This window comes from Falsiroseomonas sp. E2-1-a20, assembly GCF_051433195.1.
Taxonomy (GTDB): Bacteria; Pseudomonadota; Alphaproteobacteria; order Acetobacterales; family Acetobacteraceae; genus Falsiroseomonas.
In genome coordinates this window covers 101,157-123,836 of record NZ_JBHMFT010000010.1, presented here as the reverse complement: position 1 = coordinate 123,836, position 22,680 = coordinate 101,157, and the positions used below count along the sequence as shown (strand labels likewise).

The following is a 22,680-nucleotide window of genomic DNA, read 5'->3' as shown; positions in this document are numbered from 1 at the left end:
GATGACCGAACTCCCCACCGCCGGCGCCTGCCACGGAGGCCGCGAGACGTTCGAGACTGCCGCGCGCGCTGCCGGCAAGTCGCTGGTGATGGATCAGCTCGCGAAGAACTACCCGCGCGGGCCGCACGACCAGCCGCAATCCATGTGCCCGGCCTTCGGATCCTTGCGCGTCGGGCTGCGGATGCGGCGGACCGCGACGATCCTCTCGGGCAGCGCCTGCTGCGTCTATGGCCTGACCTTCACCAGCCATTTCTACGGCGCCCGGCGCACGGTGGGCTACGTGCCGTTCAATTCCGAGACGCTCGTGACCGGCAAGCTGTTCGAGGACATCCGCGACGCGGTGCACGCCACCGCGAAGCCGGAGGATTACGACGCCGTCGTCATCATCAACCTCTGCGTCCCCACTGCGTCCGGCGTGCCGCTGGACCTGCTGCCGAAGCAGATCGACGGCGTGCGGATCATCGGCATCGACGTGCCGGGCTTCGGCGTGCCGACCCATGCCGAGGCCAAGGACGTGCTGGCCGGCGCCATGCTGCGCTACGCCCGCGGCGAGGCCGAGGCCGGCCCCGTGGCGCGGCCCCGCCAGATGGTGGACGGCGAGCGCACCGTCGCGCTGATCGGCGAATTGTTCCCCGCCGACCCGATGGGCGTTGGCGCGATGCTGCAGCCGATGGGCCTGACCGTCGCACCGCAGACGCCGGCACGCGAATGGCGCGACCTGTATGCGGCGCTGGACTGCGAAGTCGCCGCCGCCGTGCATCCCTTCTACACCGCCAGCATTCGCGAATTCCGCGCCGCAGGACGGCCCGTGGTGGGCTCCGGCCCCGTGGGCCATGATGGCACGGCGGCCTGGCTCGATGCGGTCGGCCGTGCGGCCGGCATCGCCGACAGCCAGGTGGATGCCGCCAAGGCGCGGGCATTGCCGGCCATCAAGGCCGCGCTGGCCGCGGCGCCGATCAACGCACGCATCACCGTGTCCGGCTACGAAGGCTCGGAACTGCTGGTCGCGCGGCTGCTGTCGGAAGCGGGTGCTGAGGTGCCTTATGTCGGCACCGCCTGCCCGCGCACCGAATGGTCCGACGCGGACCGCGAATGGCTCGAAGCCCGCGGCACGCATGTGCAGTACCGCGCCAGCCTGGAACAGGACATGGCGGCGATGCGGGAGGTGAAGCCGGACCTGGCACTCGGCACCACGCCGCTGGTGCAGAAGGCCAAGGAACTCGGCATTCCCGCGCTGTACTTCACCAACATGGTCTCCGCCCGCCCGCTGTTCGGCGCGGCCGGCGCGGGGTCCATGGCGGGGATCGTCGCGGCGCAGACCAAGGGGCGGGAACGCTTCTCCCGCATGGTCAGCTTTTTTGAGGGTGTCGGCACACCCGACGGCGCCGGCTACGGCTTTACCCAGAAGCCCACGGACCCGCCCGGTTTCCGCGACCGCCAGCGCAAGCTGCGCGCGGCCAAGGCGAAGTCCGAAGAAGCGGTGGGCAGCTGAGATGCTCGTCCTCGATCATGACCGCGCCGGCGGCTACTGGGGCGCCATCTACGCCTTCTCCGCGATCCGCGGGCTGCGCGTGGTGATCGACGGCCCGGTGGGCTGTGAGAACCTGCCCGTCACCGCCGTGCTGCACTACACCGATGCGCTGCCGCCGCATGAACTGCCGGTCTGCGTCACCGGGCTTGACGAGGATTCGCTGTCGAAGAACGGCACCGAGGATTCGATGCGCCGCGCCGCCTCGACGCAGGACCCGGACCTGCCCGCGGTGGTGGTCACGGGATCGATCGCGGAGATGATCGGCGGCGGCGTGACGCCGCAGGGCAGCAACCTGCAGCGCTTCATCTGCCGCACCATCGACGAGGACCAGTGGCAGGCCGCGGACCGCGCCATCATGTGGCTGTGGACCGAATTCGGCGCCCGCGGCAAGAAGGTGCGCGCGCGCAACCCGAAGCTCGGCGAGAAGCCGCGCGTCAACATCGTGGGCCCCATCTACGGCACCTTCAACATGCCGTCCGACCTGGCGGAGATCCGCCGGCTGGTCGAGGGCATCGGCTGCGAGGTCAACCTGGTCTTCCCGCTCGGCAGCCATGTCGAGGACATCGCGAAGCTGCCCGATGCGGACGTCAACATCTGCATGTACCGCGAATTCGGCCGCAAGCTGTGCGAGGAGCTGGAACGCCCCTGGCTGCGCGCGCCCATGGGCCTTTTCGCGACCACCAACTTCCTCCGCAAGCTCGGCGAGCTGACCGGCCTCGACCCCGAGCCGTTCATCGAGCGGGAGAAGCACACCACCATCAAGCCGATCTGGGACCTGTGGCGCAGCGTCACCCAGGACTTCTTCGCGAGTGCCAGCTTCGCGGTGGTCGCCACGGATACCTACGCGCGTGGCCTGCAACGCTTCCTCGGCGAGGAGATGGGCGTGCCCTGCGCCTTCGCTGTCAGCCGCCTGGCCGGCGAGAAGACCGACAACGCGGCGATCCGCGACGCGATGAAGAAGACGCCGCCGCTGGTGCTGTTCGGAAGCTACAACGAACGCATGTATGCGGCGGAGCTGAAGTCGCGGGCGATGTACATCCCGGCCAGCTTCCCGGGCGCCATCATCCGCCGCGCCACCGGCACGCCCTTCATGGGCTACGCCGGCGCCACCTACATCGTGCAGGAATACTGCAACGCGCTGTTCGACGCGCTGTTCCACATCCTGCCGCTCGGCACCGACCTCGACCGCGTCGAGGCAACCCCGGCTCGCGCCGCCGAGCCCTGGGACGACGACGCAGTCGCCCTGCTCGACGCGCATGTCGAGTCCGAGCCTTTCCTGCTGCGCATCTCCGCCGCCAAGCGCCTGCGCGAGGCCGTCGAACGGTCCGCGCGCGCAGCCGGCGAGCCGCGCATCACCCGCGACCGCGTCCGGCACACGCTGGGCGACGTCGTCGCGCACCAGGTTGCGGAAGGCGTCGCATGACGCGCCTGCATCACCCCGATCCCGCCGCCCGAGCCTCTGGTGCCCTCCCCGGCACAGCGTCTCGGGCAACGGGTCGGCCTCGGCGGTTTCCCGCCGGTTCCATCCCAGCCGCGCGGGATCAGCGCGGTGGCGGCCGAAAGGCAAGTTGGAGGTCATGATCATGGCCGAAGGTTCAAAGACTGGCCTGACCGAAGGCGAGGCGCGCGAGATTCATTCCCTGCTGATCCAGGGTTGGGCGTTCTCCGTCTTCGCATCGATGGGCGCGCATATCCTGGTGTGGCTGTGGCGGCCGCTGGTCTACGGGAATTCCGTGGTCCCGCCGGATTGGCGCTTCTTCTGAGTGATGCCGGACCGGCGGCAATCGTGCCGCGGGTCCGGGCCTGAGTTCAAACGGGCCCGAGTTCAGCTAGGAGAAGAAGATCATGCATAAGATTTGGATGGTAGTTGACCCGCGCCGCTCGCTGTTCCTGGCGATGGTCGGCGTGATCGCCGTGTCGGGGCTGCTGCACGTCGTCGTGCTCGCATCGCCGCGCTACTGCGACCATTGGGGCTGGTGCGCGACGCCCGCGACCTTCACCCCGGGGCAACCGGTCGGAGCCATGCGCTAGCAGGGCGAAGGCGCCGGTGTCGCTCCGCGGCAGCGGGCGAGGCAAGCACAGCGGGCCTCGCCCGCTGTCGAGGACGACGACACGGGCAGGCGGGCGGTTGCCCCGCCCAATTGGGAGCGTCATGCGATGGCGATACTAAGTTTCGAGCGGAAATATCGCGTCCGCGGGGGCACCCTGGTGGGCGGCGACCTGTTCGACTTCTGGATAGGCCCGTTCTGGATCGGCTTCTTCGGGGTCACCACGGCCTTCTTCACCTTCATCGGTGTCGGCCTGATCCTGATGGGTGCCGCCATGGGCGGAACCTTCAACCCCTGGCTCATCAACATCGCGCCGCCGGACCTCAGCTACGGTCTCCGGCTCGCACCGATGGGGCAGGGCGGTCTGTGGCAGGCCATCACGGTGTGCGCCATCGGCGCCTTCGTGTCCTGGGCGCTGCGACAGGTGGAAATCTCCCGCAAGCTGGGCATGGGATACCACATCCCGGTGGCCTACGGCGTCGCGGTGTTCGCCTACATCACGCTGGTGGTCATCCGGCCCGTGCTGATGGGCGCCTGGGGGCACGGCTTCCCCTACGGCATCTTCAGCCACCTCGATTGGGTGTCGAACGTCGGCTACCAGCACCTGCACTTCCACTACAACCCGGCGCACATGCTGGCGGTGACGTTCTTCTTCACCACCACCCTCGCGCTGTCGATGCATGGCGGCCTCGTGCTGTCCGCGCTGAACCCCGCGCCCGGCGAGGTGGTGAAGACCGCGGAACATGAGAACACCTATTTCCGCGACCTGATCGGCTACTCGATCGGCACGCTCGGCATCCACCGCCTCGGCCTGTTCCTGGCCCTGTCGGCGGGGTTCTGGAGCGCGGTCTGCATCGTCATCAGCGGGCCGTTCTGGACGCAAGGCTGGCCGGCCTGGTGGGGCTGGTGGCTCAACCTGCCGATCTGGCGCTGAAGGCGAAGGGGGAAAACGCACATGCCCGAATACCAGAACCTCTTCACCCGCGTGCAGGTCCGAGGGCCCGTGCCCTATCCGGGCGTGCCGATGGGCAACAGGGGCCTGCTGGGCGGCAATGCCGCACGCCAGGTCGGCAGTTCCCGCTTCGTCAGCCTGTTCGGCATGCTGGGCGATGCGCAGGTCGGCCCGATCTACCTCGGCTCGCTCGGCATCCTGTCGATCGTCTTCGGCTTCATCGCCTTCGAGATCATCGGCCTGAACATGCTGGCCTCGGTGAACTGGGACCCGGTGCAGTTCGTCCGCCAGCTGTTCTGGCTGGCGCTGGAGCCGCCGCCCGCCGAATACGGCCTGCGCATCCCGCCGCTGCGGGAAGGCGGCTGGTGGATCGTCGCCGGCTTCTGCCTCACGGTCTCCATCCTGCTGTGGTGGGCGCGCACCTATCGCCGCGCCAGGGCGCTCGGCATGGGCACGCATGTCGCCTGGGCCTTCGCCGCCGCCATCTGGCTGTACCTGGTGCTGGGCTTCATCCGCCCCGTTCTGATGGGCAGCTGGGCGGAAGCCGTGCCCTTCGGCATCTTCCCGCACCTGGACTGGACCGCGGCGTTTTCCATCCGCTACGGCAACCTGTTCTACAATCCCTTCCATGCGCTTTCGATCGTGTTCCTGTATGGCTCCACGCTGCTGTTCGCCATGCACGGCGCGACCATCCTGGCGCTGGGCCGCTACGGCGGCGAGCGTGAGATCGAGCTGGTGCTGGACCGTGGCACGGCGGCCGAGCGTGGTGCGCTGTTCTGGCGCTGGTGCATGGGCTTCAACGCCAGCTTCGAGAGCATCCATCGCTGGGCCTGGTGGTTCGCCGTCCTCACGCCGATCACCGGTGGCATCGGCATCCTGCTGACCGGCACCGTCGTGGACAACTGGTACCTCTGGGCTGTCGACCGCCACTTCGCGCCGCCCTATCCGCAGGTGTGGGAGCCGGTCGTCCTCGACCCCGCCCTCGCCGCCACGCCGGCCGCGACGCCCGGCACCACGCAGGGAGCACCGCGATGAGCCTCACGGCACGCGTTGGCCTGGTCTTCGCCGCAGCCCTCTGCGTCGTGATCGTGCTGATGACCTTCGAACGCCCACCGGTCGCCACCACGCAGGTGGGCTTCCGCGGCACCGCCATGGAACAGGTGGTCAACCCCCGCGCCCAGCGCGTGCGGCTGGCCGCCAACCAGATCCCCGAGGCCCCGGAAGCCGCCGACAACGAGGGCGAACGGGCGCGGGAAATCTACGAGAACGTGCAGGTGCTGGGCGAGCTCAGCATCGCGCAGTTCGGCCGCATCATGCAGGCGATGACGGAGTGGATCGCGCCGGAGCAGGGCTGCGCCTACTGCCACAACGTCGAGAACATGGCCTCCGACGAGGTCTACACGAAGGTCGTCACGCGGCGGATGCTGCAGATGACGGCGCGCATCAACGCCGACTGGACGCCGCATGTCGGCAATGCCGGCGTGACCTGCTACACCTGCCATCGCGGCCGGCCGGTGCCGGCGGCGGTGTGGTCCACCTCCGTGCTGCCGCAGAACGGGCTGCAGGAACCGCGTGGCCAGAACATCGCCTCCCCGGTGTCCAACCTCAGCTCGCTGCCGGGCAACCCCTTCACGCCCTACCTGCTGGAGGACAACGAGATCCGCGTCATCAGCACCGCGACCCGCCCGGGCACCAACCCGGCGGACACGATGCAGACGGAGTGGACCTACGCGCTGATGATCCACATGAGCCAGGGGCTCGGCGTGAACTGCACCTACTGCCACAACAGCCGGTCCTTCGCGAACTGGTCCGAAAGCCCGCCGGCGCGTCTCACCGCCTGGCACGGCATCCGCATGGTGCGGGAGCTGAACAACGACTACGTGGTGCCGCTGACGCCGCTCTGGGTCGCCAATCCGCGTGGGCCGGCCGAGGGCCCGCACATGCCGCGCCTGGGTCCGGCGGGCGATGCGTTGAAGATCAACTGCGCCACCTGCCACCAGGGTGCCAACCGGCCCTTCTACGGTGCGCCGATGCTGCAGGACTATCCGGAGTTGAACACGGTATCGCAGGAGCCGCTGCGCGCGGCCTCCGCCGCACCGCAATGAACCTCGCGGGCCACAGCCCGCGCAACGAGACCCGGACGGCCGGCCCTGCCTTCGCGCAGGACCGGCCGTCCGGCCGCATGAGGAGTTCTCGTGTCGGCACTTGCGGAACTTGGCGGCCTGTTCCTGGTGGCGCTCGGCGCGGCCAGCCTGCTGCCCATGCAGTCGGAGCCGGTGCTGGTGGGCCTGCTGCTGCTGGGCGAACAGCCGGCCTGGCTGCTGGTGGCGGTGGCCAGCCTCGGCAATACGCTGGGCTCCGTCATCAACTGGTGGCTCGGCCGCGAACTGGTGCGCTGGCGCGACCGGCGCTGGTTTCCGGTGAAGCCGGCGGCGCTGGACCGCGCCACCGGCTGGTACCGCCGCTGGGGCCACTGGTCCCTGCTGCTGTCCTGGGCCCCTGTCATCGGCGACCCGCTGACGCTGGCGGCGGGCGTGATGCGGGAGCCGTTCGGGCGCTTCCTGCTTCTGGTCGCGATCGCCAAGACCGGACGCTACGTCGTCCTTGCACTCGCGACACGCGGCCTCACGTGATCAACGTCAAGAAGGACGCCCCGTGATGGATGGCATCGACCTGCACCAGGATACGCGCCCGCATGCGGTGGTGATCGGCGCCGGCTTCGGCGGCCTTGCCGCCGCCATCCGGCTCGGCGCGCGCGGCTGGCGCGTGACGATCGTGGAGAAGCTGGATGCGCCGGGCGGCCGCGCCTATGTCTACCGGCAGGATGGCTTCACCTTCGACGCCGGCCCCACCATCATCACCGCGCCCTACCTGCTCGAGGAATTGTGGACGCTCGCCGGGCGCCGCATGGCGGACGACATCGACCTGCGCAGCATGAACCCGTTCTACCAGATCCGGTTCGACGACGGCACGGTGATGAACTGCAGCGCCGACCTCGACGCCACCCGCGCCGAGATCGCCCGCATCGCGCCGGAGGATCTCGCGGGCTTCGAGCGCTTCATCGGCGACAGCGAGAAGATCTTCGAGGTCGCCTTCGCCAAGCTGGCCGACCAGCCCTTCCACAAGCTGTCGACGCTGCTGCGCGCCGTGCCGGACATGCTGCGCCTGCAGGGCTACCGCACGGTCTTCGGCAAGGTCGGCGACTATTTCACCAACGAGAAGCTGCGCATCGCCTTCAGCTTCCATCCGCTGCTGATCGGCGGCAATCCGCTGAACACCACCGCCTATTATTGCCTGATCGCGCATCTGGAACGCATCCACGGCGTGCACTACGCCATGGGCGGCATGGGCGCCGTGGTGGACGGCCTGGTCGGGCTGATCCGGCAGTTCGGCGGCACGCTGCGGCTGGACACGGAGGTCGAGCAGATCACGGTGCGGGACGGCCGCGCATCCGGCCTCCGCCTCAAGGGCGGCGAGTCGCTGGAGGCCGACATCGTCGTCTCCAACGCCGATGTCGGCTGGACCTATACGAAGCTGCTGTCGGAGCACAAGCGCCGCCGCTGGACCGATGCGAAGGTCGCGCGGGCGAACTACTCGATGAGCCTCTTCGTCTGGTATTTCGGCACCAACCGGCGCTTCGAGGATGTCTATCACCACACCATGGTGCTCGGCCCGCGCTACAACGAATTGCTGACCGACATTTTCAAGCGGAAGATCCTGTCCAAGGATTTTTCCCTGTACCTGCACCGGCCCACCGCCACCGATCCGTCGCTGGCGCCGCCGGGCTGCGACAGTTTCTACGTGCTGTCGCCGGTGCCGCATCTCGGCAGCGGCACGGATTGGGCGGTGCAGGCGGAACCCTACCGCGCCGCCATCCAGCAGCGGCTGGAGGACACGGTGCTGCCGGGTCTCGGCGCCAGCCTGGTCACCTCCCGCGTCCTGACGCCGCTGGATTTCAGGGACCGCCTGCTGTCGGTGCAGGGCGCCGCCTTCTCGCTGGAGCCGCAGCTGTTCCAGTCCGCCTGGTTCCGCCCGCACAATGTCAGCGAGGACCTGCCGGGCCTGTTCATGGTCGGCGCCGGCACGCATCCGGGCGCCGGCGTGCCGGGCGTGGTGTCCTCGGCCAAGATCCTCGACCAGGTGGTGCCGCATGGCAGCACGGTGGTGGCGGCGCGTTCCCGCTGAACCGGTCGCGCCGGGGGTTCAGCCGAAGCTGACCGCCGCATCCTCCAGCAGCCGCGCCGCCGCCAGCCGGCCTGACATCGCCGCCATCGGGATGCCGGGGCCCGGATGCACGGACCCACCTGCCAAATACAGGCCGGGCAGGCGGGATGCCGCGCCGGGGCGGGCGAAGGTGCCGGTGGCGCCGTGGCTGGCGCGGCCGTACAGCGCGCCGCCGCTGCCCGGGAACAGCGCGTGGAAGCCGGCGGGCGTGGTCGTGGTGGTGTTGGACGCATCCGCCGCCACCTCCAGCCCGCAATCGCGCAGCAGGGCCAGGCTGCGGGCCTGCAGGTCGTGCAGCGCGGCCTCCGGCATCTCGCCCAGGTCGCCATCGGCGGGCGCGTTGACCAGCAGCAGCAGGCGTTCCGGCGCCCCCTCCGCCACCGCCCCATGCCCGCGACCCTGGGCGCAGATGTAGACGGTGGGCGCGGCGGTGATGCCGCGGCGGCGGAAGATGGCGGCGAATTCCTCGGCGTAGTCCTCGGCGAAGAAGACGTTGTGGTGGGTCAGCGGAAAGCCGCGCGTCGGCGCGTTCACGCACCAGGTGACGGCGGACAGCGACCGTGCGGCGCGCGGCGTGTCCCGCGCCGCACGGCGCGCGGCGCCGCCGAGCAGCCCCTGGCCGAGCGCCGCCACGTCGCCGTTGAACACCACCGCATCGGCGGCGACCACCTCCCCATCCGCCAGCCGCACGCCGGCGGCGCGGCCGCGCTCCACCAGGATGTCCAGCACCTCCGCGCCGAAGCGGAAGCGGGCGCCCTGGCTTTCGGCAAGGTCGCGGATGGCGTCGGCCACCCGGCGCATGCCGCCCTGCACCAGCCAGACGCCGTCCTGCTCGACATGCGCCACCAGCATCAGCGTGGCCGGCGCCAGGAAGGGGGAACAGCCGCAATAGGTGGCGTAGCGGCCGAACAACTGGCGCAGCCTGGGGTCGGAGAAATGCCCGCCCAGCGCCTGCCACATCGTCGCCCAGGGCATGGTCCGCCACAGCGCATCCAGCCGCCCGACACGGCGCACCAGGTCGAGCGGGGAGGGCCGCTGCGCCGCGATGAAGCTTTTCTCCAATGTGCGGAAGATGTCGGCGCTGCGGGCGGTGAAGTCGCGATAGCCCTGCGCGTCGCGGGCGCCCGCAAAATCACCGATGGCGTCCGCCGAGCGCCCCACATCCGCGAACAGGTCCAGGCGCCCGCCGGCCCGCCACGCATGCCGCGCCAGGATGTCGGCCTGGTGCAACTGAAGAAAATCCTCCAGCCGCCGCCCCGCATCCTCGAACAGGCCGGCAAAGATCGAGCGCATGGTGAAGACGGTGGGGCCGCCATCGATGGCCGCGCCGCCGGCCTGCACATGGCGCATCTTGCCGCCGGGCGTCGCGGCGCGTTCCAGCACGGTGACGCGGGCGCCGCGCCGGGCGAGGTCCGCCGCCGCGGCCAGCCCACCCATCCCGGCGCCGACCACGACGACATGCAGCGGTTTCAGGCGACGGCCCCCAGCCGCTGCCGCCGGTGCCGCGCCTGGCGTTCCACCGCCAGCCGGTGCCAGATGATGAGGGCGAGGCCGACGATCAGCGGGATCGACCACATGCCCGGATGCAGCGCCATTTCCGGGAAGATGCGGACGGAGCCGAAGGCCATGAAGGCGGTGTAGACGGAGATTCCGGCGCCGACCAAGGCCTTGATATGCTCCTTCAGCCAGTCCTGCCGCTCGACGCGCGGCTTGTGCAGGAACCACAGGTTGGTCAGCCCGGTGGCGATGCCGACGACAGCGATGCCGATCATCAGCGGCTGTCCGATGATCCAGCCCTGTACCGCGCAGGCCAGCGCCGCCGCCATCACCAGGTATTGCAGCCCGAGGTTCAGCCAGGTGCGGTTCGCCGCGTGCCGGCCCTTGTTGGTGATGCAGAGCCAGCCATACCAGGCGAGGTTGATGGTCAGGATGCCGGTGTGCAGCATCATCCAGCCGAACATGCCGCGCAGGAAGGCGGCATCGAACTGGCCTTCCAGGTGCGGGTGCGTGCCGATCGGGTCGGCCAGCGTCAGCAGGCTCATCGCCACCGCGAAACAGCCGGTGGCCAGCATGGCGTAGGCGAAGATGCGGCCCCAGCGGGCATGGTTCACGCCACCCTTGCGGCCGATCACCGGCACCCAGAAGGCGATGGCGCCGGTCGTCCCGGTCAGGATGTGGGCGACGATCAGGGCGTGGAACACCGCCAGCACGATCCTGCCTCCCTCCCTTTCCTGTCCATGCGACTTGACGCAAAGTGACAATGGCACTTGACACTTCCGTGTGTAAAGCGCCGCTTTGGAGGCAGGCGATGGACGTGGTCGGGAAGGCGCGGGCTTGGGTCAGATGAGCGAATTCGTGCCGCCGCACCCGCACCCGCGGTCCCCGGTGGTGGCCCTGTTCCGCGCGCTTCTGCAAGGGGAGGGCGACCTGCTCGGCCTGTTGCCGGCCGAGGCCTACCACATGCCGATCGGCCCGCTGGGCTATTCGCGCCGGTCCATCGTGGTGGTGAACGAGCCGAGGCTGGTCCGCCAGGTGCTGGTGGATGCGGAGGGCATCTTCCCGAAATCCGACCTGATGGTGAATGCGCTGGAGCCGCTGATCGGCGACAGCATCTTCGTCAGTTCCGGCGCCACCTGGGCGCGGCAGCGCCGGATGATGGACCCGGCGCTGACCCTGATGCGCGTCAACCGCGCCTTCCCCAGCATGGAAGCCGGCATCGCGGCGGCGGAGGACACGCTCGGGGAGGCCGCCGCCACCGGCCAGCCCTTCTCGCTGGATCTCGCGATGAGCCACCTGACGGCCGACATCATCTGCCGGTCCGTCTTCTCCACCGGCCTTGAATCGCGCGTGGCGCATGAGGTGTTCGACGCCTTCACCTTCTTCGAGCGCAGCGTCGCCCAGGTGGAGATCCGCCGCCTGATCATGGACCGCGCCTGGACCCGCATCCCGCAGACGCGGGCGGTGCTCGACAGTTGCGCGCTGATCCGCCGCAGCATGGGCGAGCTGCTCGACAGCCACCTCGATGCCGGCCAGAGCTTCGACGACATCGCCAGCGCCGTCGTCGCCGCCCGCGATGCGGAGGGAAAGGCCTTCACGCGGGAGGAACTGATCGACCAGCTCGGCGTGCTGTTCCTGGCCGGCCACGAGACCAGCGCCAGCGCGCTGACCTGGGTGTTCTTCCTGCTGGCCTCGCGCCCCGAACATGTGCGCCGGCTGCGGGCCGAGGTGCAGGCGGTCTGCGGCGACGGCCCCATCACCTTCGAACACACCAAGCGCCTGGTCTTCACCCGCAACCTGTTCCGCGAGACGCTGCGCCTGTACCCGCCCATCACCTTCCTGCCGCGCGTGGCGAACGAGGCGACGGCGCTCGGCGACTATCGCATCAGGCGCGGCGCGCTGGTGATGGTGGCGCCCTGGCTGCTGCACCGCCACCGCCGCTACTGGCAGCACCCCAACCGCTTCGACCCGGACCGCTTCGAGCGCGAGGCGGAGATGACGCCTGGCGCCTACATCCCCTTCGGCGTCGGCCCGCGCATCTGCGCCGGCGCCGCCTTCGCCACGGTGGAGGCCACGCTGCTGATCGCCCGCCTGTTCCGCCGCTTCGACTTTTCCGTGCTGGATGCGGATGCGGTGCGCCCGGCGGCGCGGCTGACGACGCGGCCGGCGCGGCAGGTCTTCGTCACGGTGCAGTCGTGCTGATGATCCGCCGACGGCCGACGGGAAGCCCTCTCCCCCCAACGGGGGGAGAGGGTTTGGGTGAGGGGGGCTTCCGAGCCGGACGCGTGTTGTCGGAACGCCGCAACACCCGCCCTTCGAACGCCTTGGGACGTCGCGGCCCCCCTCACCCAACCCTCTCCCCCCCTTGGGGGGAGAGGGCTTTCGGGGCGGGCGGCTGATGCGGACGGTGCTGCTCACGCTGGGGCGCCTGCCGAAGGCGCTGGAGCTGGCGCGCGGCTTCGCCGCCATCGGCTGGCGCGTCGTCGTGGCGGAACCCTTCGCCCGCCACCTCTGCGGCTCCTCCCGCAGCGTCGCGAAATCCATCCGCGTGCCGGCGCCGGCCGAGGGCAAGGCCGCCTACCTGCACGCGCTGGCGGAGGTGGTGCGCACCGAAGGTGTGGAACTCGTGCTGCCGGTGTCGGAGGAGACGATGCATGTGGCGCATCTGCCGCCGCTGCTGCCGCCCGGCGTGCGCGTGCTGACCATGCCGCCCGACATCCTGCTGCGGCTGCACCACAAGGGCGGTTTTTGCGAGTTTGCCGCCGCGCATGGCCTGGGCGTGCCGGAAAGCTTTCGACTCGGCGACCCGCGCGCCGCCGCGATGGCCGCCGGCGGCCGCGTCGTGGTCAAGCCGGTGCATGGCTGTTCCGGCCGCGGCGTGCAGCGCCTTCGGGCCGGTGACCCGCTGCCCGAAGCCGATCCGGCCGCACCGTCCCTGGTGCAGCGCTTCGTCGAGGGCGCCGAGTTCAGCACCTGCACCCTGGCGCATCAGGGCCGCGTACTCGCCACCACCGTCTATCGCGGCACGCTGATGTCGGGCTCCGTCGCCGTGGCGTTCGAACGCGTGGCGCAGGCCGCGATCGAGGATTGGGTGCGCCGCTTCACCGCGGCCGCCAACTGGTCCGGCTTCCTCGCCTTCGACATCATCGTCGATGCCGAGGGCCGCCCCTGGGGGCTGGAGTGCAACCCACGCACCACCAGCGGCCTGCATTTCTTCGAACCCGCCGACCTCGCCCGCGCCATCCTGGACCCCGAGGGCGCCCCGCCGCCGCGCCACCGGCCGGAGACCCGCCTGCAGCAATTCTGGTCCTGCCTGACCGAGACGCAGCTTTCGCTGTTCCGCGACCGCGGCGCCTTCCGGGCCAATGCCCGCACCCTGCTGACCACGCGCGACGTCTGCTGGCAGGCGCGCGACCCCTGGCCGCTGCTGGCGATGCCCTGGACCACCTGGCCCATCATCCGCATGGCCGCCCAGCGCCGGGTGCCGTTCGGGGAAGTCGCGACGCTGGATGTCGGCTGGTACGACTGAAGCGGTGGTCAGCCCAGAAACGCCTCCGCCGCCCCGGCGCGCGCCAGGTTCGACCCGCCGAGCCCGAAATCCAGCCAGGCGCTGCCGTCCCAGGCATAGTCGTATTCACTGCCGAACCCGTTGGTGCCGCTCGGCGTGCCGACCTGCGCGCCCCAGAAATAGGTTGGCAGGGTCCGGCCTGCGGCAGAGTCGAAATAGGCGGTGGTCCAGATCGTCCCCGCCGGCTGCGCGCCGCTCCAGGCCTGTTCCTCGGATATGGTGTAGCGGCCATGCGCGGTGGTCACCACATCGCCCGGATCGTAGCCATCGACGCCGGCAACCAGCCAGCCCTGGTAGCTGTCGCCGTTGCCGGCGGTGAATTGCCAGCCGAACACGCTGTTGCGGTCGACGCTGGCCAGGCTGGCGCCGCCCTGTCCGAAATCCAGCCACTGGTCGCCATCCCAGGCCCGGTCCAGCTCCGACCCCAGCCCACCGGTGCCGCTGGGCTGCCCGCCCAGCGCGTGCCAGCTGTAGGTCGGCATCCAGGTCTCGGCGGAGGCGTCGAAATAGGCCGTGGTGAAGACCGTCCCGTGCCCCAGGCTGCCGGTCCAGCCGAAGGCGGCCTCGATGACGTAGCGGCCGGTGCCGGTCGGCTGGATGGAACCCACGGTGAGGTTGTCGAAATCCTCGATGACCCAGCCGAGATAGCGGTCCCCCGTGTTGGATTCGAAGCGCCACTGGAAGGCCGTGATGCGCTCGACCGAGGCGAGGTGCAGGCCGCCGCGCCCGAAATCATCCCATTCGTCGCCGTCCCAGGCCTGGTCGTATTCCGAGCCCAGCCCCGCACGGCCGCTCGGCGCGCCGCCGAGGACGGTGGCGGAGTAGCTCGGCAGAAGCTGGTTGGCGCTGGCGTCGAAATAGCCGGTGGTGGTCCACACCGTGCCATCCGCGATGACCTGCCCGCCAAGCGCGGCCGCGGTGGTGATGGTGTAGGCGCCATGCGCGGTGGCCAGCGTGTCGCCGGGCGCCCAGGCGGTGGAATGGCCGACCAGCCGGCCGGAATAGGTATCGCCGTTGGTGGCCTGGAAGGTCCAGTTGAAGATGCGATCCGGCAGCCGGTCCGCCTGCAAGGCGCCGCCCTGGCCCACCTGCACCCAGGCGCTGCCGGTCCAGGCGCGGTCCAGCTCGCTGCCCAGGCCGCCATGCCCGGTGGGCCCGGCGCCGCCGCTCTCCAACGGAAAATCGATGCGCGACTGGGCATCGCTGTAGCGGGTGGTGTGGACGGTGCCTTCCGCCCCGGCCTCGGCCAGGTCGCGGCCATAGGGGGTCTCCCCGGTGATGCGGTAGCTGCCATGCGCGGTGGCCAGCGTGTCGCCGATGTCCCAGTCCGCGGTGTCGGCCAGCAGCGTGCCGTACATCACGTCGCCGCTGGTGGCGGTGAAGGTCCAGGTGAACAGGCTGTCCGCCAGGTCGCCCGGGTCGGCCTGGTCGGCGCCGCCCTGGCCGAAGCTGTCCCAGCCCGTGCCGGTCCAGGCGGCGTCGCGCTCCGACCCCAGCCCCGCGCTGCCGGCGGCCGTGGCCTCTCCCAGTTCGGTCAGCATCCAGGCGCCGGTGCTGTCGCGGTACCAGCCGACCGAGATCCAGCCTTCCGCGAACCCCGCCCCGCCGAGGTCCACGCCCTGCGCCACCGCCCCGGTGATGGTGTAGCGGCCATGCGCGGTGGCCAGGATGGAGCCGATGACGTAGCGGCCGGTATCCTCCACCAGCGTGCCGCCCCAGATGTCGCCGCTGTTGGCGGTGAAGGTCCAGGTGAAGATGCTGTCGGTCACCTCCGCGGCGGCGGCCGAAGGCAGGATGAGGGTCAAGCGTGGCTCCATGGCCCTGGGCGGGGCGCCCCGATGATGCAGGAAGGGGGGTGAAACCGCCGTTAACCCGGGTGATGCGCTCGACCCTGCCGCGCCCGCAGGGTAACTGCGCCCGCCCCACCGGTCCGAAAGGTGCCCGCCGATGACCACCCTCGATGCCTGGCTGGCTGACGCCGAGACGGTTCTCGCCGCCACCCGCGCACGCCGGCTGGATGCGGTGATGGATGCGGCGGTGGAGGCCACCGTCGCGTCCCTGGCCGCCGGCCGCACCCTGCTCGCCTGCGGCAATGGCGGGTCCGCCGCCGATGCGGACCATATCGTGGGCGAACTGGTCGGCCGCTTCCTGCGCGAACGTCGCGCGCTGCGCGCCATCAGCCTGTCCGCCAACCCGGCCGTGCTGACCGCCTGGGCCAACGACTACAGCTACGAGACGATCTTCGCCCGCCAGGTCGAGGCCTATGGCGAGACGGGCGGCGTGCTGGTCGGCCTGTCCACCTCCGGCAATTCGCCGAACGTGGTGCGGGCCTTCGAGGCGGCGCGGCGGCTCGGCATGGTGACCATCGCCCTGACCGGGGAGGGTGGCGGCAGGCTGGCGGCGCTCAGCGACCACCTGTTCGCGGTGCCGTCGCGCTGCACGCCGGCGATCCAGCAGGTCCACCTGGCGCTGTACCACTGCTTCTGCGCGGCGGTGGAAGCGCGCATGGCGGATGCCTGAAGCCCGCCCCGCCGCCTTCCTCGATCGGGACGGCGTGCTGATCGAGGATACCGGCTTCCCGCACGACCCGGCCCGGGTGCGCTGGATCCCCGGCGCGGCCCGGGCGGTGCGGCGGCTGAATGCGGCGGGAATGCTGGTCTTCGTCGTCACCAACCAGTCCGGCGTGGCGCGCGGGTTCTATCCCGAGTCGCAGGTCCATGTGCTGCATGGCTGGATGCAGGGCGTCCTGGCCCGCGAAGGCGCCCGGATCGACGCCTTCGAACATTGCCCGCACCACCCGGAGGCGCCGCTGCCGGCCTTCCGCCGCGACTGCCGAAGGCGCAAGCCAAGGCCCGGCATGCTGCTGGACCTGATGGCGGCCTGGCCGGTGGACCCGGCGCGGTCCTTCCTGGTCGGCGACCGCGAGACGGACCTGCAGGCCGCCGCCGCCGCCGGCATCGCCGGGCATCTGTTCCCGGGCGGTGACCTGGACGCGTTCATCGCGCCCCTGGTGTAGGCCTCAGGCCAAATCCCGCAGATCGTGGCCGGCCCGCCCTCAAGTGCCGGCGCTGCGCTTGGCTCGCCGCAGTTGCGGCGGCGGCCGTTCGGCCGCAGGTTCCGATCAATGGGTCTGGTATCAGGCCGCGGCTTCCAGCCCCTCCAGTACCTCCTCGACCGGCCCATCGGCCAGGATGACGCCGCCCTCCAGCCGGATCGCGCGGTTGCACCAGCGCCGCACCACGCTGAAGTCGTGCGTGGCGACCACCAGGATGTCCGCTCCGCCCACCAGCTGCGCCAGCCGTTCCTCCGCCTTCTGCATGAAGGCGGCGTCGCCGGCCAGGAACCATTCATCCATCAGCAACACCTGCGGCTGCATCGCGGTCGCCATGGCGAAGGACAGGCGGATGCCCATGCCGGCGGAATAGGTGCGGATCGGCACGTCGAAGAATTCGCCGAGGCCGGCGAACTCCGCCACCTCCTCGATCAGGCGGGCACATTCGGATTCCGACAGGCCGCGGTACAGGCCGCGCAGCATGACGTTCTCCCGCCCCGTCGCCTCGCCGTCGATGCCCGCGGCCACGTCGATCAGCGCGCCGACCTGGCCCTGCACCGTCAGGCTGCCGGCCACCGGCTCGTATACGCCGGCGAGCGTCCGCAGCAGCGTGGTCTTGCCGGCGCCGTTCGGGCCGACCAGGGCCACGCGCTCGCCGACGCCGATGCGGAAGGACAGGTTGCGCAGCGCGGTGACGACGATGCGGTTGGACGGGTCCGTGTGCAGGCGGGCATTGCCCAGCAGCCGCTTCTTAAGCGACCGCGCGCCCAGGTGGTAGTAGGGAAAGTCGAGGCAGAGCCCCTTTGCTTCGATCAGCGCCACGGCACCGCCCCCCTAGACCCAGAAGGCCACGCGGCCGCGGAAGCGCACGAAGAAGGCGGCCGCCACCATTACCATCAGCGCCGTGTAGATGACCGCCGCCAGCCAGGCGAGCGGCGGGCCGCCACCTTCGACCAGCGGGCCGCGCACCGTCTCGAGGATGGCGAAGAACGGGTTCAGCGGCATCCAGGCCTCCCATTCACCGAGCAGCCTGGGCTTCCACAGGATCGGCGTCAGGAAGAAGGCCAGCTGCATCACGCTGCCGATGATCGGCCCGATGTCGCGGAAGCGCGCGCACAGCATGCCGAGGAACAGCGCCGCCGCCACCGCATTGATCGCGATCAGCACGAAGCCCGGGATGGCCAGCAGCGCCTCCGGTCCCGGCATGTGGCCGCACAGCAGGAACACCAGCAGGATCAGCGGGAAGTTGTGCGCCGCGACGATGCCGTTGCGCAGCACGCAGCGCAGCGAATGCACGGTGTAGGGCAGCGGCATCTGCCGGATGATGCCCTCCGACGCCGTCAGGCTGGCGGTGGCCTCGTTCACCATCTGGGAGATGGCGTTCCAGATCACCAGGCTGACCGCCAAGTGCGGCAGGTATTCCCGCAGCGGCATCTGGAACAGCGTGGAGTACAGCAGGCCGAGCCCGAGCAGCATCGCGCCGGTGCTGAGCGTCAGCCAGAACGGGCCGAGCACGGAGCCGCGATAGCGGTTGCGGATGTCGAGCCAGGCCAGGGTGGAGGCCAGGCGCCAGCGGCTGAGCCCCAGCCGTACATCCTCGATCGCCCGGCGGACCCGCTGCGGATTGGAGGCATCGACATGGTAGGCCGGTGTCGGCGCTGCGGTACGGTCGAGCATCGGCGCCTCATAGCCCGACCGGATCGGGCGAGCCAGTGGGCGGCGGCTACTTCGGCTCGCCCCGATAGCGGACCGGAGCCGAGTCGAAGCCTGCGGAGGGCGCGTAGCCCTGCGGGGCGTAGTCCCGGGGCGGGGCGTAACCCTGGGGCGGGGCGTAGGCTTGGGGCGGGGCGTAGGCCTGGGGCGGCGCGCCGTAGGGTGTCGCGGCGGGCGGGCCACCCGCGGCGCGCGACAGCCGCACCCGGTCGCCGCGCGTGATCACCACGCGGTCGCCCGCCTGCAGGGCCGACTCATTCGTCTGCACCACGGCGATGTCGCCGCCGCCATCCTCGCGCACGATGAATTCAATGGCATTGCCCTGGCTCAGCCCGCCTTCCACCGCCGTGCCGGCCAGGCCGCCGATCAGCGCTCCGCCGAGCCCGGCCAGCAGGTTTGACCGCACGTCGCCACCGATGAAGCTGCCGGCCAGCCCGCCGGCCACCGCGCCGGCGGCCGTGCCGATGCCGCCACCGCTGCCGGCCACCTGCACCGGCCGGGTGCCGACGATGGTGCCGTAGGACACGTAGGCGGCACTGCCCAGGGTGCGGGCGCCCACCGTGCTGCCGGTGGCACGCGGCGCGCAGCCGGGCAGCGCGGCCACCAGGGCCAGCGCCGCCACGGCGGGGATCAGGCGGTTGGTGAGGCGGATCATCGGATTATCCTCGGCGGCCGGCTTCGCGGCGATTCTGTTGGAGCGTGGCGATGCAGATAGGACCGGAGCTAAGGTTAATCCACCACCAAGGCACGATCACGGCAGCGACTGCCATGATCTCGTCCTTGCCTCCGACCCACGCTTTAGGTTAGGCGTTTGCAGGTCAGACTTGGCGCAAGACTTGAACGACGGGACGGAAGTCGGGGTTGGCCTGGGCCGGTGCATCGCATGGGGGCGAGGCACGGGCCGGGGGGGCAGGCCTCGGGATCGTCACCCGCAACCGACGGAGCATCCTCTCATGACCAGGTCCAGCGCTGCGGGCACGGCCCGGCCTCGGGACCCATCCTGGAGGCGTCCGGTCCTGGCCTGCCTGCTGCTCGGCGCGCTCGCCGCCTGCGGCCAGACCCCGCAGCGTCCCACGACGCATGCGGCGCGGATCTCCTCCGGCGACTACGCACGCCCCTCCACCTACGACGCGCCCGGCCCGTCGCACGACCCCTGGGGCCCCTACATCACCCAGGCCTCGCAGCGATTCGATATCCCGGAGCGCTGGATCCGGGAGGTGATGCGCCAGGAATCCGGCGGCCGCGTCAGCGCCACCTCCCGCGTCGGCGCCATGGGGCTGATGCAGGTGATGCCCGGCACCTACCGCGAATTGCAGTCGAAATACGGCCTCGGCCCGGACCCCTACCACCCCTGGGACAGCCTGATGGCCGGCACCGCCTACCTGCGCGAGATGTACGAGCTGTACGGCAACCCGGCCTTCCTCGCCGCCTACAATGCCGGCCCGCGGCGGCTGGAGGACTACCTCTGGTCGAGTCGCGGCCTGCCGGCCGAAACCCGCAACTACGTCGCCCGTATCGGCCCGCGCATCCAGGGCACCAGCCCGAACCGCCGCGCGGCGCCGGAGGTCTATGCCGCCGCCGAGATCCCGCTGAGCATCCCGGCCGGCCCGCGCCGCGGCGATACCGCGACCATGCTGGCGCTGCGCGAACAGCGCAACGCGGTCGATCCCGGCGTGCAGGTCGCCAGCCTGCCGCCCGGCCCGGTGGTGCGGATGGAGCCGATTCCGGACGGCAGCAGCCAAGCCTATTCCTATTCGGCGCCGACGCAGCTGGCTTCCGCCGGCGGCGGCTTCGTCTCGCAGGCCTCCGCCGCGGCGCCCGCCCGCCAGCAGGGCACCGTGATTGCCATGGCACCGGTCGCCAGCCTCGGCGATTTCCAGACCCGGATGGAGCCGATCACCAGCCCCGGCGACCTGCCGCAGGGTGGTGCCTATGTGCCGCCTGCGGCGACTCAATACGCGCCGCCAGCGGCGACTCAATACGCGCCGCCGGCAACGACCCAGCTGGCCATGGCGCCGATCACCAGCCCCGGAGACCCGGGCACCCCCGGCGCCGGCTTCCAGGTCGAATCGCTGCCAGCGCCGCCGGCTGAATTCGCCCGCTATGCATCAACCCGGGTTGCACCGGCCCGGGCCGAGCCGGCGCCTGCCGCCCCGCCCGCTTCCCGCACCGCCGCGGCGCAGCCCTTCGTGCCGGTGATGCCGCCGGGCTTCGCGCAGCCTTCGCCGCGTGGTTTTTCCATCATCGGCCAGGCCCAGGCCAGCACCCTGCCCGCGGCGACGCGGCAGGCCGCCGCACCCGCCCGGGCCGCCGGCAACTGGGGCATCCAGGTCGGCGCCTTCGCCTCGGCAAACCTCGCCCGTGCCGCGGCCGGGGAGGCGCGCAGCACGCTCCGCACCGCCGGCACCAGCGCCCAGGTGCAGCCGGCCTCGCAGGGCCGCAACATCCTGTACCGTGCCCGCGTCACCGGCCTCGCGGACCGGGACGCGGCGGAACAGGCCTGCCAGCGCATGCGCCGCGGTGCCTGCATGGTGGTCGCCCCCGGGGCCTGATGGCCCCGTGGCGATCCTGGTTCTCGGGGCCGGCGGCCACGCCCGCCCGGTGATCGAGGCGATCCGCGCCACGGGCGCCACGGTGGCGGGGCTGCTGGATGACGGGGGCGATCCCGGCCCGGTGCTCGGCTGCGCCTGGCTCGGCGGCACCGGCCAGCTCGCCGCGCTGCGCGCCCAGGGCCTGGCCGAGGCCGTGATCGCCATCGGCGACAACGCCGCCCGGCAGCGCCTCGGCGCGCTGTGCGAGGCCGCCGGCTTCACCCTGCCGCCGCTGCTGCACCCCGCTTCCCTAATCTCCCCCAGCGCCCGCATCGCCGCCGGCGCGCAGGTGATGGCACGCGCGGTGGTGGGGCCGGAGGCGGCGCTCGGCCGGCTGGCGCTGGTCAATACGGGCGCGATCGTCGAGCATGAATGCACCCTCGGCGAGGCCGCCCATCTCGGCCCCGGCGCGGTGCTCTGCGGCCGCGTGTCGCTGGGGGCGCGGGTGCTGGTGGCAGCCGGCGCGGTGGTGCGGCCCGGGGTCGCGATCGGGGAGGATGCGCTGGTGGCGCCTGGCGCGGCCGTTTCGGCGGCGGTTCCGCCCGGTGCGCGCCTTGGCGGAGTTCCGGCCCGCCCGCTCCGCTGAAGGCCGCTTCCTGAAGGACCCGAGGGTTGCATCGGCGGACGCCCCCTGCGCGCCCCGCTGTCTCACGCGTCTCGTCACCTGCCGCAGGCGCGCAGCGCCGGCGGACCGGATTACCGGACGTTGTGAACGACCTGCCGGCTCCCTTGTGCATATGTTACATTCCGAACTGCATACGACTTGCGGGTGGTGGATGAATGGGTGCGGCAGGACGATACTTGCCGGCATGATGACCGAAGCCCGAACCCCCGATGAGCCGCGCAGCCTGCTCGGGCTGCGGCCTCCCGCCGACCTCGCCTCCAGCCCACCGCCGGAGCCCGTCCCGCAACCTTCCCAGCCGGTGGCGCCAAGCCGGCCGGCGCGACCGGACTATCCCGTGGTGTCCTCCGGCTGGGACAGCGAGGATGGCGAGGCCACGTCGAAACGCGCCGACCTGATGACGGCGCTGCGGGCCGGGATCATGCTGCTGCTGGCCATGATCGGCCTGGGCCTGCTCATCACCGGCTGAGGCGCCGCGCCGCTTGACGCGGCGGAGGCTGGAGGCTCCGATCCGCCGCCACCCCCGGCACGGAGTTGCCCATGAACCTGGCCGCCCTCCTGGCCCTGCTCGCCACGCTCGCCCTCGGCATCGCGGCCGGGCTGCTGTGGCTGCAGCGCATCCGCAAGCCGCTGGTGGTGCGCGCACACCTGGTCCTGGCCCTCGCGGCGACCGGGCTGGTGCTGCTGCTGACCATCACCGCGCCCGCCGCCGAAACCGGCCCGCCGCGCGCCCTGCCGCTGCTGCTGGTGGGCCTCGCCGCCGCCGCGGGGTGGAGCGCCTTCCGCTATGCCCGGCGCGGCGCGAAGCTGGTCCTGGCGCTGCACGCCATCGTCGGCGTCGCCAGCTTCCTGGTCTTCATCGCCTGGATCCGCTCGGCCTGA

The 22,680-nt window shown here is 70.9% G+C and carries 23 protein-coding genes; 17 read left to right on the top strand and 6 right to left on the bottom strand.

What is annotated here, in order from left to right; translation table 11 throughout:
- The first annotated feature begins 1 nt into the window (after position 1).
- The 9 genes from bchY to ACFHPP_RS14215 all read left to right on the top strand — a co-directional run bounded on the left by bchY (position 2) and on the right by ACFHPP_RS14215 (position 8,716).
- Positions 2–1,492: a chlorophyllide a reductase subunit Y gene (gene bchY / locus ACFHPP_RS14255; protein WP_437163911.1), complete on the top strand. Its 1,491-nt coding sequence runs from the start codon at positions 2–4 to the stop codon at positions 1,490–1,492.
- Between the two features lies 1 nt (position 1,493).
- Positions 1,494–2,954 carry a chlorophyllide a reductase subunit Z gene (gene bchZ, locus ACFHPP_RS14250; protein ID WP_437163910.1) on the top strand — a complete coding sequence of 487 codons (1,461 nt, stop codon included), beginning with the start codon at positions 1,494–1,496 and terminating at the stop codon, positions 2,952–2,954.
- A 160-nt stretch (positions 2,955–3,114) separates the two neighbouring features.
- Complete coding sequence (locus tag ACFHPP_RS14245) at positions 3,115–3,294, top strand: hypothetical protein (RefSeq protein WP_430670503.1); 180 nt, start codon at positions 3,115–3,117, stop codon at positions 3,292–3,294.
- Between the two features lie 82 nt (positions 3,295–3,376).
- Positions 3,377–3,562: a light-harvesting antenna LH1, alpha subunit gene (gene pufA / locus ACFHPP_RS14240; RefSeq protein WP_430670502.1), complete on the top strand. Its 186-nt coding sequence runs from the start codon at positions 3,377–3,379 to the stop codon at positions 3,560–3,562.
- Positions 3,563–3,688: 126 nt separating this feature from the next.
- The gene (gene pufL, locus ACFHPP_RS14235; protein ID WP_437163909.1) at positions 3,689–4,513 is read left to right on the top strand and encodes a photosynthetic reaction center subunit L; all 825 of its coding nucleotides are present in this window, start codon (positions 3,689–3,691) and stop codon (positions 4,511–4,513) included.
- A 21-nt stretch (positions 4,514–4,534) separates the two neighbouring features.
- The gene (gene pufM, locus ACFHPP_RS14230) at positions 4,535–5,566 is read left to right on the top strand and encodes a photosynthetic reaction center subunit M (RefSeq protein WP_437163908.1); all 1,032 of its coding nucleotides are present in this window, start codon (positions 4,535–4,537) and stop codon (positions 5,564–5,566) included.
- Positions 5,563–6,636 (top strand): photosynthetic reaction center cytochrome PufC, encoded by a 1,074-nt coding sequence (gene pufC, locus ACFHPP_RS14225; protein ID WP_437163907.1) that lies wholly within the window; start codon positions 5,563–5,565, stop codon positions 6,634–6,636. The genes pufM and pufC overlap by 4 nt, the downstream gene beginning before the upstream one ends.
- Positions 6,637–6,726: 90 nt before the next feature.
- Positions 6,727–7,164, top strand: a complete 438-nt coding sequence (locus tag ACFHPP_RS14220; RefSeq protein ID WP_437163906.1) for a YqaA family protein — start codon at positions 6,727–6,729, stop codon at positions 7,162–7,164.
- A 25-nt stretch (positions 7,165–7,189) separates the two neighbouring features.
- Complete coding sequence (locus ACFHPP_RS14215; protein ID WP_437163905.1) at positions 7,190–8,716, top strand: phytoene desaturase; 1,527 nt, start codon at positions 7,190–7,192, stop codon at positions 8,714–8,716.
- An 18-nt stretch (positions 8,717–8,734) separates the two neighbouring features.
- Here the strand turns inward: ACFHPP_RS14215 and crtD are convergent, their stop codons facing one another.
- Both crtD and ACFHPP_RS14205 read right to left on the bottom strand, forming a co-directional pair.
- On the bottom strand, positions 8,735–10,207 hold the full coding sequence (crtD, locus tag ACFHPP_RS14210; protein ID WP_437163904.1) for a 1-hydroxycarotenoid 3,4-desaturase CrtD: 1,473 nt from the start codon (positions 10,205–10,207) through the stop codon (positions 8,735–8,737).
- A 17-nt stretch (positions 10,208–10,224) separates the two neighbouring features.
- Positions 10,225–10,965: a hypothetical protein gene (locus tag ACFHPP_RS14205; protein WP_437163903.1), complete on the bottom strand. Its 741-nt coding sequence runs from the start codon at positions 10,963–10,965 to the stop codon at positions 10,225–10,227.
- Positions 10,966–11,098: 133 nt separating this feature from the next.
- On the opposite strand from ACFHPP_RS14205, the gene ACFHPP_RS14200 reads away from it, so the two are divergent.
- Positions 11,099–12,454: a cytochrome P450 gene (locus ACFHPP_RS14200; protein ID WP_437163902.1), complete on the top strand. Its 1,356-nt coding sequence runs from the start codon at positions 11,099–11,101 to the stop codon at positions 12,452–12,454.
- Positions 12,455–12,650: 196 nt separating this feature from the next.
- Positions 12,651–13,781 carry an ATP-grasp domain-containing protein gene (locus ACFHPP_RS14195; RefSeq protein WP_437163901.1) on the top strand — a complete coding sequence of 377 codons (1,131 nt, stop codon included), beginning with the start codon at positions 12,651–12,653 and terminating at the stop codon, positions 13,779–13,781.
- Between the two features lie 8 nt (positions 13,782–13,789).
- Here the strand turns inward: ACFHPP_RS14195 and ACFHPP_RS14190 are convergent, their stop codons facing one another.
- A complete protein-coding gene (locus tag ACFHPP_RS14190) occupies positions 13,790–15,625 on the bottom strand; it encodes a hypothetical protein (protein WP_437163900.1) in 1,836 nt (611 codons plus the stop codon).
- Between the two features lie 142 nt (positions 15,626–15,767).
- Here ACFHPP_RS14190 and ACFHPP_RS14185 point away from each other — a divergent pair, with 142 nt between their 5' ends.
- Together ACFHPP_RS14185 and ACFHPP_RS14180 are read left to right on the top strand one after the other, a co-directional pair.
- On the top strand, positions 15,768–16,340 hold the full coding sequence (locus tag ACFHPP_RS14185; protein WP_437163899.1) for a D-sedoheptulose-7-phosphate isomerase: 573 nt from the start codon (positions 15,768–15,770) through the stop codon (positions 16,338–16,340).
- Complete coding sequence (locus tag ACFHPP_RS14180) at positions 16,333–16,836, top strand: D-glycero-alpha-D-manno-heptose-1,7-bisphosphate 7-phosphatase (RefSeq protein ID WP_437163898.1); 504 nt, start codon at positions 16,333–16,335, stop codon at positions 16,834–16,836. Before ACFHPP_RS14185 ends, ACFHPP_RS14180 begins: the two co-directional genes overlap by 8 nt.
- A gap of 120 nt (positions 16,837–16,956) precedes the next feature.
- Here ACFHPP_RS14180 and ACFHPP_RS14175 read toward each other — a convergent pair whose 3' ends face one another.
- From ACFHPP_RS14175 to ACFHPP_RS14165, 3 genes are read right to left on the bottom strand one after another with little or no spacing between them, the layout of a single operon-like run.
- A complete protein-coding gene (locus ACFHPP_RS14175; RefSeq protein ID WP_437163897.1) occupies positions 16,957–17,694 on the bottom strand; it encodes an ABC transporter ATP-binding protein in 738 nt (245 codons plus the stop codon).
- A gap of 12 nt (positions 17,695–17,706) precedes the next feature.
- Complete coding sequence (locus ACFHPP_RS14170; protein WP_437163896.1) at positions 17,707–18,549, bottom strand: ABC transporter permease; 843 nt, start codon at positions 18,547–18,549, stop codon at positions 17,707–17,709.
- A 46-nt stretch (positions 18,550–18,595) separates the two neighbouring features.
- The gene (locus ACFHPP_RS14165) at positions 18,596–19,240 is read right to left on the bottom strand and encodes a glycine zipper 2TM domain-containing protein (protein ID WP_437163895.1); all 645 of its coding nucleotides are present in this window, start codon (positions 19,238–19,240) and stop codon (positions 18,596–18,598) included.
- A 298-nt stretch (positions 19,241–19,538) separates the two neighbouring features.
- Here ACFHPP_RS14165 and ACFHPP_RS14160 point away from each other — a divergent pair, with 298 nt between their 5' ends.
- The 4 genes from ACFHPP_RS14160 to ACFHPP_RS14145 all read left to right on the top strand — a co-directional run bounded on the left by ACFHPP_RS14160 (position 19,539) and on the right by ACFHPP_RS14145 (position 22,680).
- Positions 19,539–21,137, top strand: a complete 1,599-nt coding sequence (locus tag ACFHPP_RS14160) for a transglycosylase SLT domain-containing protein (RefSeq protein ID WP_437163894.1) — start codon at positions 19,539–19,541, stop codon at positions 21,135–21,137.
- Between the two features lie 7 nt (positions 21,138–21,144).
- On the top strand, positions 21,145–21,762 hold the full coding sequence (locus tag ACFHPP_RS14155) for an acetyltransferase (RefSeq protein ID WP_437163893.1): 618 nt from the start codon (positions 21,145–21,147) through the stop codon (positions 21,760–21,762).
- Positions 21,763–21,985: 223 nt separating this feature from the next.
- Complete coding sequence (locus ACFHPP_RS14150) at positions 21,986–22,267, top strand: hypothetical protein (RefSeq protein WP_437163892.1); 282 nt, start codon at positions 21,986–21,988, stop codon at positions 22,265–22,267.
- A 71-nt stretch (positions 22,268–22,338) separates the two neighbouring features.
- Positions 22,339–22,680 carry a hypothetical protein gene (locus ACFHPP_RS14145; RefSeq protein ID WP_437163891.1) on the top strand — a complete coding sequence of 114 codons (342 nt, stop codon included), beginning with the start codon at positions 22,339–22,341 and terminating at the stop codon, positions 22,678–22,680.

Excerpts from the sequence above, each read along its gene's own strand:
- bchY (WP_437163911.1), top strand. The coding sequence starts at position 2 with ATGACCGAACTCCCCACCGCCGGCGCCTGCCACGGAGGCCGCGAGACG.
- bchZ (WP_437163910.1), top strand. The coding sequence starts at position 1,494 with ATGCTCGTCCTCGATCATGACCGCGCCGGCGGCTACTGGGGCGCCATC.
- ACFHPP_RS14245 (WP_430670503.1), top strand. The coding sequence starts at position 3,115 with ATGGCCGAAGGTTCAAAGACTGGCCTGACCGAAGGCGAGGCGCGCGAG.
- pufA (WP_430670502.1), top strand. The coding sequence starts at position 3,377 with ATGCATAAGATTTGGATGGTAGTTGACCCGCGCCGCTCGCTGTTCCTG.
- pufL (WP_437163909.1), top strand. The coding sequence starts at position 3,689 with ATGGCGATACTAAGTTTCGAGCGGAAATATCGCGTCCGCGGGGGCACC.
- pufM (WP_437163908.1), top strand. The coding sequence starts at position 4,535 with ATGCCCGAATACCAGAACCTCTTCACCCGCGTGCAGGTCCGAGGGCCC.
- pufC (WP_437163907.1), top strand. The coding sequence starts at position 5,563 with ATGAGCCTCACGGCACGCGTTGGCCTGGTCTTCGCCGCAGCCCTCTGC.
- ACFHPP_RS14215 (WP_437163905.1), top strand. The coding sequence starts at position 7,190 with ATGGATGGCATCGACCTGCACCAGGATACGCGCCCGCATGCGGTGGTG.
- ACFHPP_RS14200 (WP_437163902.1), top strand. The coding sequence starts at position 11,099 with ATGAGCGAATTCGTGCCGCCGCACCCGCACCCGCGGTCCCCGGTGGTG.
- ACFHPP_RS14195 (WP_437163901.1), top strand. The coding sequence starts at position 12,651 with ATGCGGACGGTGCTGCTCACGCTGGGGCGCCTGCCGAAGGCGCTGGAG.
- ACFHPP_RS14185 (WP_437163899.1), top strand. The coding sequence starts at position 15,768 with ATGACCACCCTCGATGCCTGGCTGGCTGACGCCGAGACGGTTCTCGCC.
- ACFHPP_RS14180 (WP_437163898.1), top strand. The coding sequence starts at position 16,333 with ATGCCTGAAGCCCGCCCCGCCGCCTTCCTCGATCGGGACGGCGTGCTG.
- ACFHPP_RS14170 (WP_437163896.1), bottom strand. The coding sequence starts at position 18,549 with ATGCTCGACCGTACCGCAGCGCCGACACCGGCCTACCATGTCGATGCC.
- ACFHPP_RS14165 (WP_437163895.1), bottom strand. The coding sequence starts at position 19,240 with ATGATCCGCCTCACCAACCGCCTGATCCCCGCCGTGGCGGCGCTGGCC.
- ACFHPP_RS14160 (WP_437163894.1), top strand. The coding sequence starts at position 19,539 with ATGACCAGGTCCAGCGCTGCGGGCACGGCCCGGCCTCGGGACCCATCC.
- ACFHPP_RS14150 (WP_437163892.1), top strand. The coding sequence starts at position 21,986 with ATGATGACCGAAGCCCGAACCCCCGATGAGCCGCGCAGCCTGCTCGGG.
- ACFHPP_RS14145 (WP_437163891.1), top strand. The coding sequence starts at position 22,339 with ATGAACCTGGCCGCCCTCCTGGCCCTGCTCGCCACGCTCGCCCTCGGC.